Source organism: Desulfobotulus sp. (assembly GCF_034006065.1).
Classification (GTDB): Bacteria; Desulfobacterota; Desulfobacteria; order Desulfobacterales; family ASO4-4; genus Desulfobotulus.
The window spans coordinates 79,300-92,228 of record NZ_JAVETM010000004.1 but is presented as its reverse complement, the minus strand read 5'-3'; the positions used below and the strand labels follow the sequence as shown (position 1 = coordinate 92,228).

The following is a 12,929-nucleotide window of genomic DNA, read 5'->3' as shown; positions in this document are numbered from 1 at the left end:
TTCATGGGGCGAAAGCCCAGGATTTTAGTCCAAACGGGAGAAGGCGCACAGGGCAAGCTTACGGCCGCTGGCGCACAATGCGTATCACATACTCTTTGTTTTCCGCATCCGAGATTTCCACTTCCCGGATCATGGCGGCGGAGCAGATCTCCTGAAGTGCGGCCTGGGCTTTGGGTCCCACAATGCGGGTGCCGGGGTGGGCCTTGCCATTGATGCGAAGGAGGGGAATGGGCTGACGTTCTTCCGACCAGATCTCAAGCGCTTTTTTCTCCTGAAGGGCTTCGTCCAGAGCCTCCTGAGAACTCTGGATATCCGCCTCCACTTTTTGCCTGTCTTCTTCCAGGGCGTCCTGACGACTGAAAAAGGCGGCCAGTTTTTTTTCCGCATTGTCCATGGCGGCCTTAAGGGTCCGGGTCAGGGTGGGGACCTCTGCGCTGTGGGTTTCCGCTTCCTCCAGACGGCCTTTTTCAATGAGCCTGAGCCTCAGGCCGGAGCGGTCCTGAATCTGGGCGGATTCGGTAATGCCCGCAAGGAGGGCTTTTTCCTCGGCTTCAAGGTCGGCAAGGCGGGACTGGTTTTCTGCAAGAAGATCTCTTTTTTGCTGAATGTGCTTGTCCGCCTGGGCGAGTTTTTCCTGCAAGGGGAGATCGACACCGATGGTTATGGTGGAGGGGGGCGACACTTCCGTGCCGATGGTGTGGGCCTCAATGCCCTGCCGGGCTGCGATGCGGGAAGAGATCACCTTGCCCAGGCGGATATCACAACCCCCAGAACAGGCAATATCCGCATCAATGACCTCACCCACCACCACCACGTTGCCCAGGGCTCGTATTTTGGATTTATTGATAAACCGGGCGCGGACGTCACCTTCGGTGTGTATTTCGCCTTCTGTGACACCAGAGGTGATCACCACTTCGCCTTTGGCCAGAATAAGACCCCCATCCACGGATTCCGCAGTGACCTGGTGGGCTTCCACCCGGAAACCCGCAGGGATTTTTCCGAGGATACGTACCTTGCCGCCATATTGGATATGGCCGGTTTCATACCCCACATCCCCTTTGATGAGAATTTCATCGATCACGGAAACCTCGCCTGAGGCGCGCAGGGTCGGCTGCCCATTGATTTTTGCAAAAATTTTTGTCCGATCCTCGCTGGTGTAGACTCCGGTTCCGGGCTTGAGGGGGGGATCAATGACCGCTTCCACAGGGAGCATGTGGCCAAAGACGTCAATGCCTACCTGTCCTTTGATGGCCGGGGTTTTTTCTGCAAGGAGGGTACCCTGGGCCACGTGGGGGATGCTGCCCCTTTGCCTGAAATCAATGCGTCCATCTTCGCTGAGTACGGCACCGCTGGAAAGAAAATCCGAAGGAAAGTGAATGCGTACACTTCCGTCGCGACCCGGCTGGGGGGCTTTGCCCTGGGCGACCTTGAAGCGGGAACGGCGGACCATTTCAAACTTGATGAAGCCCTCGATGAGGCTGATGTCCACCAGGCCGAAGGCAATATCTTTGGCCTGAATCCAGGTCAGGATGTCCTGGGCCGTTGTGGATTCGGGCATGGGTCTTGCCATTTCAATGAAGGCTTCGAGATTGTCTTCGGAAATGTGAAGAATCAGGGCCTCATCCAGGGATTCCCCAGGAAGGGAGGAAGGGGCGTCTTCCTGAAGGGGTTTTTCCTTTTCCGGGGTTTTTTCGGAAGGAGGAGAAGGGGGGGCTGGTTCCGGCATTTTTTCCTGGGAGGGCTGGGCCTTTTCAAGGGCCCTGGCAATGGCTTCCTGCTGCTCAGGCCGAAGAAATCCTTTTTGTACGAGAATTTCCTCAAGGCCGAGCATTTTTCCGTTTTTCTGAAAAATGATTTTCTGAATTTCAAAGGCCTGGTCCAGGTTTTCCTGGCGGAGCCAGTTGAGGCGGAGGGCGGCGGCGGCAAAGCGTTTTTCCCGGTTACGCTGAAGCCAGAGTCTGCGGGCGGTTTCGAGTTTCCGGATACGATTTTCCGTCATGCCCGGATGCTGTCTGAGTACCTCCAGCATATCCGCCTTGGGGTTTGTGGCACGCAGATCCTGAAAGCGGGTCATGAGTTCTGGGATGGCTTCCGCCTGAATTTCTCCGGCGTGCAGGGCCAGTTGGAGAATAAGGGGCAGACTGCCCGCAGGGATCCGCATCGGGGCGCCGCAGGCCGTGCACTCCGTCTTTTCTCCCTGGCGGGAAGAGGGAAAGGTGTGCTGAACATTGCAGGCTCCACAGATGCAAAAAAGGGGGGCAGACATAGGCAGATGTTCCCTTGTGCGCATGCAGGGATTTTTGCATGCTTTAGGATTAAGTTTTTTTCGGGCTTCTGTGGCTTCAGGCCATGCTTTTTTATCCTCAGTACAGCAGATCGTTGGTTCGGATGAATTTCTTTAGTCTTTTTTCAGCCCTTAAGAATACGGGGAACATGGCAGACCTCTTCCGGGTCCGGATCCTTGTGAATGGGACCGGTGACGAGGAAGGGGGAGGCGTCAATGCTTTTTGCCTGCATCATGTGCACGATGTGATGCAGACTGGAAAGGATCATGAGTTGTTCCCACTGGGGAAGTTGGGCAAAACACCGGACAAAGGTTTCCTGAAGAAGGGGGGGGGCTTCTTCAAGGATGGCTTTTCCCTTCTGGGTGATGGAGATGAGGGTGTTGCGTTTGTCGCGGGTACCCCGGAGTCTTGAAACAAGCCCCTGGCGTTCCAGGCGGAGGAGAATTCCGGTGACCGTGGCCTGACTGAGGCTGATGGCCCTGGCCAGTTCCGTAACCGCAATTTCCTGGTGTCTGGCGATTTCCTCAAGAATGATGAGCTGGGGCCCGGTGAGCCCATGGCTGCGCACCAGCTGACGGGAGTGCAGGTCAATGGCCTGGGTGATGCGGCGCAGGGCCACAAGGACTTCCCGTGAAAGGTTGCGCGGATCGTTTTCGTTGGGGAACATGATAAAAAAAGCTCCTTGACGTCCTTACAATGCCCAAAGGCAAGAGGCATCCCTTATGAAAGGATGCGGGTGATGCCGGCAAGAAGGCCTGTCAGAATGAAAAGGCTTTCCGTCTGAAAGGCCAGGTGAACATCTGCGGTGATGCGGCCTGTGGCCTCCGCTCCCAGCATCCATATCAGAAGGAAGGGCGGCGTTACAAGGAGAAGGGCTGCTAAGGGAAAGATCTCCAGCGCGACAAGGAGAAAAAACCCCAGGGAAAGCGCGGTGAGGAGGAGATTGAGTAGTTGCAGGCTTTTTTTCTCTCCCAGAAGAATGGGAAGGGTTTCCTTGCCCACAATGCGGTCGCCCTGCATGGCAAGAATATCAAAGAAGGCGGTGCGAACAAAAACCAGAATGCCCACAAAGACAAGGGCTCCCAGGGTTGCCGCATCTGCATAGCCCCGGATGCCGATGGAAGGCAAAAGGGCGCAGACCATGGCCCAGGCCATGGCGCTGAGGATGGTTTTGGAGCCTGGAATATCCTTTAAGCTCCGGATGCGGGAAACCTGAAAACGCGGAGGGATGAGGGGGGCGTTGTAGAGAATGCCGGAAAGGGACATGAAAAAGAGCAGGAGAAAGGGAAAAAGTCCTGCTTGTAAGGCTGCGGCCAACCCAGCGAGGCCTGTGAGGGTGGCGAGGATGAAAAAGAAGCTGCGACCCTTTTCATAAAGCTGAGCCCTTTCCGGATTGTTGTACCGGTCTGAGGGAATGCTGGTGAGGGTATTGAAAATCTGCATGGAAAGTACATAAAAGGCTGCGATGAGGGAATAGCGGATCTCGTGGGGAAAACCCTGAAGTACGCTGGCCGCGTAGGTGAGGGCGGCGGCGCAGAGGGAGAGGTAGATGTTGGTGCTGAGCAGAAGATGCTGGAGTTTTTTAAGCTTTCCCTGCAAGGCATGGCTTTCCGAGGACAACTGCTCCAGGGTATTGACCACCTGACGCAGAATCCAGTTGGGAGTGGAAGCGCCTGCGGTGATGCCGATGCGCTTTTTTCCCCTGAGAACGGAAGGATCCATTTCTTCCACAGATTCAATGTGCAGGCTGGGTGTGCCTGCTTCCGCCGCCACTTCCGCCAGTCTCTGGGTGTTGCCGGAATTTTTGCCTCCGAGCACCAGAACGAGATCCACTTCCTTTGCCAGGGCCAGGGTTTCAGCCTGGCGTTTTTCCGTGGAGTCGCAGATGGTGTCAAAGACCTTATAATGGGGGGCGGAGGTATTTACCCATTCCCGTACGCTGGCATAAAAGCGGGTATTCTGGGTGGTCTGGGCCACAAGGATGGCCTTTTCAAAGGAGGGCAGAGCGGCAAGCTTTTCGATGCTGTCAATGACATGCCCCCGGCCTTCGGCATAACCCAGAAGACCGGTGACCTCCGGGTGATCCTCATCCCCTGCGATGATGACATGAAAGCCGGACTGGGCATGTTTGCGGATGATGGTCTGCACCTTGATGACCCTGGGACAGGTGGCGTCCATCACCCGGAAGCCTGCTTTTTCCAGTTTTTCACGGGTATCCGGAGGTACGCCGTGGGCCCGGATGATCACAGTGCCTTCGCCCTTTTCCGGAATCTGGTAAAGGGTGGGAATGCCCTTTTCCTTGAGAATATCCAGCACCTGGGGATTGTGGATGAGGGGGCCGTAGGTGCAGATGGAGCCCTTGGTCTGGTTGGCGGCGTCAATGGCCATGTCCACGGCCCTGCGGACGCCCATACAAAATCCTGCGGTTTTTGCGATCTGAATATGCATGACGTTTCCAAAGGGGTTCAGGATCCGAGACTTTCCAGTTTTCGGATCAGATTTTCAAAGGCTTCGGCGCTGGTGTAGGGAATTTCCAGTTTTCCCGCATTGCGGTCTCCCCGGATACGGATGCTTGTTCCCCAGGACCGGGAAAGGCGCTGGGCAGTTTTCCGGTACTCTTCGGGAAGGGGAAAGGATGGAGAAGAAGAGGGGCGTTCCGGGTTGAGTTTTTTCCGGATCAGCGCCTCGCATTCCCGGACAGACAAACCCTTTTCGAGGACTTCCCGGAAGACGGTCAGAAGGAGGATCTCATCTTCCAGGGCGAGAAGGGCACGTCCGTGACCCATGGAAAGACGTTCTTCTTCCAGCGCCGTCTGCACCTCGCGGGGCAGTTGCAGCAGACGGATGAAATTGGTAATGCTGGAGCGGCTTTTGCCCACGCAGAGAGCCACAGCTTCCTGGGTCATGGCAAACTCGCTGACCAGGCGTTGATAGGCCCTGGCCTCTTCCATGGGGCCTAAGGCGCTGCGCTGGATGTTTTCCACAATGGAAATCTGAAGCATGCGGCGATCATCCAGGTCCCTGAAGATGACAGGAACGGTGGCGAGCCCTGCCATGCGGGCGGCCCTGACCCTGCGTTCTCCTGCGATGATCTCATAGCCTGCGGAAGTCTCGCGGACAAGAATGGGCTGAAGAATGCCCTCCTCACGGATGGAGGCGGTAAGTTCTTCGAGGCTTTTGGGATCAAAATGGGTGCGGGGCTGGAAAGGGTTGGGCCGCAGGGCGTCAATGGGAAGGGTTTCCGGGGTCTGGGGCTGGGTAAGGGCCTTATCCGCAGCTTCAATGTCTGGTATGAGGGAGGAGAGCCCGCGTCCAAGACCGCTTTTTTTTCTGGTTTTCCGGTAAGATTCAGAGTCTGTCATGTTGGGATCGTTCCACAGCATCCCCCGGCCCTGGGGCGGAGGATGCGCGTTTTGGGGGACGGAGGATCAGGGGCTGAGCCCCATCATTTCTTCGGCCAGCTCCATATAGCTCTGGGCTCCCTTGGATGCAGGGGCATAGGTGAAAATGGACTGACCGAAGCTGGGGGCTTCCCCCAGGCGGACATTCCGCGGGATCCGGGTTTTGAAGATCAGATCCCTGAAGTACTGTTCTGCATCTTCGGCGACCTGGGTGGAAAGGTTGGTGCGACCGTCGAACATGGTGAGGAGAATACCTGCAATGCGCAGTTCCGTATTGAGACTCTTTTTCACCCGCTTGACAGTCTGCAGCAGCTGCCCCAGGCCTTCGAGGGCATAGAATTCACTCTGCAGGGGAATGAGTACGGTGTCCGCAGCGGTAAAGGCGTTGAGGGTGAGCAGGCTTAGGGAGGGGGGGCAATCCAGCAGGATGTAATCGTAACGTCCCCGCAGGGGTTCCAGGAGACGGCGCAGAAGCTTTTCCCTGTCTGCTGCACCCATCATTTCCACTTCAAAACCGATGAGTTCCACCCGGGAGGGGAGAATGTGCAGCCCTTCAATGTCACAGGTGGCAATGAGATCCACAGCCTCGGCCTCGCCAATGAGACCATGGTAGAGGGTCTTTTTAAGTCCGGACTTGTCGAGGCCAATGCCCGTGGTGGCGTTGGCCTGGGGATCGCAGTCCACAAGAAGGGTGGTTTTGGCGGAGAGGGCGAGGGCCGCAGCAAGATTGATGGCTGTGGTGGTTTTACCCACTCCTCCTTTCTGATTGGCGATGCAGATGATCTGTGTCATAACAAGATGCCTCTACCATAGTTCCTGTGAATTGCAAAGCAAGGATTCCGGGGACGGCGCAGGAAGCCCGTGCAAAGGGGCTGATGCGGGAAGCGGCGGGTCTTGTGGGCTTGTTTCCAAAGGCCGCAATCCATGACGGAAAGGACGATTCATGTCCCTTTTACAGCAGGCTGTCAACCGTGTTTTTCGGGTCCTTGTTTTGCCCTTTGCCATCCTCGGGCTTTCCTTACCGGCCTTTTCCCTGACCCTGCAGGAGGAGGAAGTGCTGGCCAAGGAGTTTGTGCAGTACATCCAGGCCTCCCAGCGCCTGGTCCGGGATCCTGTGATCACGGCCTATGTCCGGGAAGTGGGGCGGCGGATTGTGGATACCCTGGAAGATCCTCCCTTTCCCATGACCTTTGATGTGGTGCTGGACCCGGCCTACAATGCCTTTGCCGGTCCCGGCGGCCATATTTATATCCATTCGGGCCTGATTCTGGCCATGGAAGAAGAAGCGGAACTGGCCGGGATCCTGGGCCATGAGATCGCCCATGTGAGCTGCCGTCATATTTCCGAGCTGGTGAGCCGGTCCCGTAAGGTGGGCATGGGCACCCTCGCCGGTATGGCCGCAGGGATTCTGGCCGCTCTGGGAGGTGCCAGCCCCGATGCCGCCGTGGGACTGATTCTGGGAAGCCAGGCTGCGGGGCACTCGGCCCTTTTATCCTATACCCGTGAGAATGAGCGTCAGGCCGATGAACGGGGCCTCGGCTATCTCAGTGCGGCGGGTTATGGCGGAGAAGGACTTTTGCGGGTACTGCGCAAGATCCGTGGCCAGGAGTGGTATACCACAGATGATGTGCCGATCTACCTGAGAACCCATCCGGGTACGGAAGAGCGCATTGCCTTTGTGGCTTCCTGGCTGGAGTCCCGGCAGAAAACCCTGACCCATTCTCCCAAGGCGGATCCTTCGGACCCTATCCGTTTCAGAAAAATCCGCACCCGTCTGCTGGGGCGCTACGGAGATGTGGAAATGGCCGTGAACCAATTGCGTCAGGGCCTGGTGAAGGATCCCGAAGATCTTTTTGTGCAGCATGCCCTGGCCCTGGCCCTGATCCGAAAAGGGGAGCGGGAGGAAGCCCTTGCCCTCATGGAAGCCGTTGCCCGTAAAAGCCCCATGGATCCCCTGGTTCTGGCGGATCTCGGACGGGTGCGTTACCGGGCGGGGCGTCCGGAGGCGGCCATCGGGCTTCTGGAGGTTGTCGCCCCAGAAACCGGAGACCCGGAAGTGTTTTTTGATCTGGGCCGGGCCTATGCGGCAGTGGGCCGCTATGAAAAGACGATCCAGACCCTGGATCGGGTGATGGAAATGGCACCGGACCTCATCGGCGCCCACTATGCCGCAGGAGAAGTCTGGGGACAGATGGGAAAGGATGGCCTGGCCCATTACCATCTGGGACGCTACCACCAAGGTCTCCGGGACTTTGCCAATGCGGAGTTCCATTATGCTCGCAGCCTGACCCTGCTTCCGGAGGGGGCTCCGGAGCGGGCGGATGCCGAAAAAAGGCGGGAGGAGGTCCGCAGAGGGCTGCGCAGCCAGGCGGCCCAGAAACGCTGACCTCTCCTTTTTGTCAGGGGGCGTCAAAGTGGGAGAAGACCATGGTATAGTTCCCCCTGCCCTGGGTTGCGGAGCGCAGATCCGTGGAATAGCCGAACATCTTCTTGAGGGGAACCACGGCCTGGATTTCCTGGATGCCGGATTTGGGGGTGATGCCCTCGATTTTTCCACCCCGGCTGTTGATGTCGCCGATCACCTCGCCCATATGCTGTTCCGGTACAAAAATCTCCACATTCATAATGGGTTCGAGCAAAAGGGTTTCTCCCTGCATCAGCGCCTGGCGGCAGGCCATGGCCGAAGCAATGGTGAAGGCCAACTCCGTATCGCAGCCTTCCCGGACTTCCGCATCCAGGATGAAGGCCTCAAGGTCTGTGACAGGGTAGCCCATGTGGGGGCCGGATCCAAATCCTTCGCGGACGCCCTTTTCCACAGCCCCAAGGAGCTGGGGTCTCAGGCGACCTTCGGGCAGGCGGGAGGTGAAGCGTATGCCAGCCCCCCGTTCCAGGGGCCGCAGGAGCAGGCTGATTTTGGCAAAATGGCGCACACCCGTGATTTCCCGCTCAAAGGCCGCTTCCCCTTTGGATTCTGCGGCCAGGGTTTCCCTGTGTACAACCTGGGGACGGCCCACATTGACCTGGGTGTTGAATTCCCTCGACATGCGGCTGACAATGACTTCGAGGTGCAGTTCGCCCATGCCCGAAAGGATGGTCTGGCCTGTGTCCGGATCCTGTTTCATCCGCAGAGTGGGATCCTCGTCCAGAAGCTTGGCTGTGACCTGCTCCAGTTTTTCCTGGTCCGCATGGGTTTTGGGTTCGATGGCAAGGGAAATGACCGGCTCGTAAATGTCAATGCGTTCCAGCATAACCGGATGGTCGGCGCGGCAGAGGGTGTCACCTGTGGCCGAATCCTTCAGGCCCACAAGGCCGACAAGACTTCCGGGGCCTGCGGATTCAATGCGTTGCTTTTTGTTGGCATGCATGAGCAGGATCCGGGAAACCCTTTCCTTGCGGTTAAGGGTGGGATTGAAGACCTCGTCTCCCTCTTTGAGTTTTCCCGAATAAATCCTTGCGTACACAAGCTTACGGCCTTCGGGCATGGCGACCTTGAAGATCAGTGCGGAAAGGGGTTCTGCGGATTTCGGGGCAAAATGCACCTTTTCCTCGGTGCCAGGGATGACGCCCTCCACGGGTGGAATGTCCGCAGGGCTGGGAAGGTAGGCGGCAATGGCGTCGAGAAGGGACTGGATGCCTTTGTTTCTCAGGGCAGAGCCGCAGAGTACGGGGACGGCCTTGAGCCCTATGGTGGCTTTACGCAGGACACTCTGGATTTCTTCTGTGGAAATTTCCTCTTCCCCCAGGTACTTTTCCATGAGGGCGTCATCCATTTCCGCCACAGCCTCCAGCAGTTTGTCCCGGGCTGCCCGGGCTTCTTCCTCCATATCCTTGGGGATATCCGTATGGGTGTAGGTGGTGCCGGAGGAGGCCTCATCCCAGATAACGGCCTTCATCAGTAAGAGGTCGATGATACCGGAAAAGCGGTCTTCGGATCCCAGGGGCAGGGCCACGGGAATGGGATTTGCGCCGAGTTTTTCCCGGATCTGGCGGATCACCCCGTCAAAGTCTGCGCCAATGCGGTCCATTTTATTGACAAAGGCGATTTTGGGGACATGGTATTTGTCAGCCTGACGCCACACGGTTTCACTCTGGGGCTGTACGCCACCCACAGCGCAGAAAACGCCGATGGCTCCGTCCAGTACCCGGAGAGAACGCTCCACTTCAATGGTGAAGTCCACATGGCCTGGGGTGTCAATGACCTGGATGCGGGTATCCTTCCACTCACAGGTGGTGACAGCGCTGGTGATGGTGATGCCCCGCTCCTGCTCATCGGGCATCCAGTCCATGATGGCCTCGCCGTCATGCACTTCACCGAGTTTGTGGGATCGCCCCGTATAATAAAGGATGCGTTCGGTAACCGTGGTTTTGCCCGCATCAATGTGGGCCATGATGCCGATATTGCGAATCTGGGAGAGTTTGATCTGAGTCATCGTACAATCATCATATTGGCGGTAAGGGGATGCCGGATATCGATATGGCCTGCCAGAGTATCCTGTTCCTGGCCGGCAATGAGGAGTTTCACCTTTCGGATTTCCGGTACGTTGATTACAAGGGAGTTCACAAGGGCATAAATGGTGTAGAGCTCCGCATGACTGCCGCCGGGATGGTTGTCCCGGATGGCGGGGTGAAGGTTCAAGACAACCATGTCCCCATCCATGTAAACGGCCAGAAGCTGAGAGTCTTCGGGCAAGGGAGATGCACCTTCTCCCACAGGCCCGGCTGCCAGGGCTTCGAAAATGCTGCGGGTTTTTTCTCCGGGGCTTCCTCTGAGAAGCATGTCTCTGGTTTCTGTAAAAAGATACTGATCCGAAGCATCGATAAAATAAAGGTAGACCCTTTCTCTGTCATCCTCTGCGGGCAGGGAACGCCGGGCCGCAGGCTGTTTTTCCGGATCGGATCCTGACATCCATGTCCCTGCCCAGAAGCCAAGGGCAAGGAGAAGGGCGCCGATGACCAGAACAGGGAGGGGAGAAAGTTTCATGAGCACTCCATGGGGATGAAGGGGGCCTTAGGGTCGTCAGGGCAAGAAAATAAGGAACCCCGCTGCGCAGGGCGGCATGGGTTCTCCTGCGGATGCAGGAATTTTCAGATCTCGGCATGGGGGATGCCATTTTTCCCCGATCCGGAAAGCCCACAAGCCCCGAACATTAAAACAACCAAAGATACGGTGAACGGAAGTTTGTGTCAACACCCAGGACTGTCGGGCTTTCCGCCGTAAAAAACGGATGAAAAAAAGGGGCGGGGGCGTTGTTTTTTTTTCTCAGACATGGTTACATGCCCGCACTTTCAAATAAAAAGACAGATATGCAAAAAAAGATTTCGTTATTTTCTTTTTGTTTGTTATGTCGTGCAGACAGCAGGAAAATCGAAGAAAGAGGATTGGGGAAATAAGGGAAGGAAAATGGCCGGAGATAAAGTTACCCGATGCGGACTGCTGGGGAGGCAGGCTTTGGGGAAGGCGTATTCCGGAAAACTAAGACCATGGGGCGGGGACCATGCGACAGGGACTGAGTTTTGAAACACCTTCCGCAAGGAGTGGTGAGTGGGAGCAGATGCTGCGGCTTTTTATCCAGCCGGACAGCGAAGCCGACCGTGCCAAGCTGGTGGGCTACATGGAGCAGATTCTTTTTGGATTGCAGGAGTTTCTCCACAAGCATGTGGGTGTGACTGAAGAGATCGGGCTGAAGGAGCTGGCCCTTGGTTACATGGACAGCACCCTCTGTTTTGATCCGGAAAAAAAGCTACCCGAAGTCATTTCCGATATCATTGACCGCATTGCGCCCCAGGCTGTGAATGTATCCTCTCCTTATTTTGTGGGGCACATGACCTCGGCCATTCCTTTTTTCATGGTGCTTTTCAAGGCCATTGTGGCGGCTTTGAATCAGAATGTGGTGAAGCTGGAGACATCCAAGGTGGTGTCCATTGTGGAGCGTCAGGTCCTTGCCAGGCTGCATCGTCTGATCTACGGCTTTGATGAAACTTTTTACAATACCCATGTTCAGAGTACGGAAGCCACCCTGGGAACTTTTACCGAAGGAGGCACAGCCGCCAACCTGACGGCTCTGTGGGTGGCAAGAAACACCCTTTTGGGGCCCAAAGAGGGGTTTGCAGGCGTGGAGGCCGAAGGCCTCAGTGAGGCGTACAGAGCCTACGGCATTGAGCGCTGTGTGATTCTGGTTTCCCGGCGGGGACATTATTCCTTAAGAAAAGCCATCGGTGTCCTCGGTCTGGGCAACCAGAGCCTGATCACCATTGATGTGGATGGGGAAAACCGGATCTGCCTGCCTGCCCTTCGCCGCAAGATTGCCGAATACAAGGCGGACCCCAAAACCCGTATTCTTGCTGTGGTAGGCATTGCGGGAGCCACGGAAACAGGAACCGTGGACCCTTTGCGCAAGATGGGGGAAATCTGCCGGGAGGCGGGTGTGCATTTTCATGTGGATGCGGCCTGGGGGGGGCCCACCCTGATGAGCGACCGCTACCGCCATCTGCTGGACGGCATGGAGCTGGCCGACTCCGTCACCATTGACGGACATAAGCAGTTTTACATGCCCATGACCTGCGGTATGGTGTATTTCCGCAGTCCCTTTCATCTGGATGCCATCAGTTATCATGCCAATTACATTATCCGCCGGGGATCCGTGGACCTGGGCATCAAGACCTTTTCAGGAACACGGGAGGCCAATTCCCTCGTGCTGGATTCCGCCCTCAAGGTGATGGGGCGTAAGGGCTACGGCATGCTCATTGACCATGGCATTGATCTGGCCCGCAAATTTGCGGAAGAAATCCGAAGAAGGGATCACTTCCAGCTGGTGACCGCGCCGGAGCTGAATATTCTGACCTACCGCTTCTGCCCCACGCCCCTGAAGGAAGCCCTTTTGCGTTCTTCCGGAGCCGAGCGAACGGCCCTGAATGAAAAAATTAATGATATCAATATTACCATCCAGCGGGTGCAGCGGGAGTCAGGTAAAAGCTTTGTTTCCAGAACGGCCATTGACAAGGGTGTCCCTGGCGGTGGAGAAACGGTGGTCTTGCGCGCCGTTCTGATGAATCCCCTGACAACGCTTTCGATTTTACGGGAAATTCTCGATGAGCAGGAAGCCATCTACAGGGAATATTACGGAGATGCTCAGGTAGGCCTGGGTTCCTTGTGATGGCTGTGAATGTGATGGCTGTGAATTGACACAAAGATCTCTATTGGGTACAAACAACGGGGATTCATAAAAAAGCGGATTGCCGGTAC

General features: G+C 56.4%; 9 protein-coding genes. 2 read left to right on the top strand and 7 right to left on the bottom strand.

What is annotated here, in order from left to right; all coding sequences use genetic code 11:
• Positions 1 to 58: 58 nt before the first annotated feature.
• From RBR60_RS03385 to RBR60_RS03365, 5 genes are all read right to left on the bottom strand, one after another.
• Positions 59 to 2,266: a FapA family protein gene (locus tag RBR60_RS03385; protein WP_320354450.1), complete on the bottom strand. Its 2,208-nt coding sequence runs from the start codon at positions 2,264 to 2,266 to the stop codon at positions 59 to 61.
• 143 nt (positions 2,267 to 2,409) lie between these two features.
• Positions 2,410 to 2,952, bottom strand: coding sequence for a MarR family transcriptional regulator (locus RBR60_RS03380; protein ID WP_320354449.1), 543 nt, complete (start codon positions 2,950 to 2,952; stop codon positions 2,410 to 2,412).
• A gap of 53 nt (positions 2,953 to 3,005) precedes the next feature.
• The gene (gene ispH / locus RBR60_RS03375) at positions 3,006 to 4,733 is read right to left on the bottom strand and encodes a 4-hydroxy-3-methylbut-2-enyl diphosphate reductase (RefSeq protein WP_320354447.1); all 1,728 of its coding nucleotides are present in this window, start codon (positions 4,731 to 4,733) and stop codon (positions 3,006 to 3,008) included.
• A 17-nt stretch (positions 4,734 to 4,750) separates the two neighbouring features.
• Positions 4,751 to 5,647 (bottom strand): ParB/RepB/Spo0J family partition protein, encoded by an 897-nt coding sequence (locus RBR60_RS03370; RefSeq protein ID WP_320354445.1) that lies wholly within the window; start codon positions 5,645 to 5,647, stop codon positions 4,751 to 4,753.
• A 66-nt stretch (positions 5,648 to 5,713) separates the two neighbouring features.
• The gene (locus RBR60_RS03365; RefSeq protein ID WP_320354443.1) at positions 5,714 to 6,478 is read right to left on the bottom strand and encodes an AAA family ATPase; all 765 of its coding nucleotides are present in this window, start codon (positions 6,476 to 6,478) and stop codon (positions 5,714 to 5,716) included.
• Between the two features lie 151 nt (positions 6,479 to 6,629).
• On the opposite strand from RBR60_RS03365, the gene RBR60_RS03360 reads away from it, so the two are divergent.
• A complete protein-coding gene (locus RBR60_RS03360) occupies positions 6,630 to 8,072 on the top strand; it encodes a M48 family metalloprotease (protein WP_320354441.1) in 1,443 nt (480 codons plus the stop codon).
• 13 nt (positions 8,073 to 8,085) lie between these two features.
• Here the strand turns inward: RBR60_RS03360 and fusA are convergent, their stop codons facing one another.
• Complete coding sequence (gene fusA / locus RBR60_RS03355) at positions 8,086 to 10,116, bottom strand: elongation factor G (RefSeq protein WP_320354439.1); 2,031 nt, start codon at positions 10,114 to 10,116, stop codon at positions 8,086 to 8,088.
• Positions 10,113 to 10,667: a GerMN domain-containing protein gene (locus RBR60_RS03350; RefSeq protein ID WP_320354438.1), complete on the bottom strand. Its 555-nt coding sequence runs from the start codon at positions 10,665 to 10,667 to the stop codon at positions 10,113 to 10,115. Before RBR60_RS03350 ends, fusA begins: the two co-directional genes overlap by 4 nt.
• A gap of 514 nt (positions 10,668 to 11,181) precedes the next feature.
• On the opposite strand from RBR60_RS03350, the gene panP reads away from it, so the two are divergent.
• Positions 11,182 to 12,840, top strand: a complete 1,659-nt coding sequence (panP, locus tag RBR60_RS03345; RefSeq protein WP_320354437.1) for a pyridoxal-dependent aspartate 1-decarboxylase PanP — start codon at positions 11,182 to 11,184, stop codon at positions 12,838 to 12,840.
• Positions 12,841 to 12,929 lie beyond the last annotated feature (89 nt).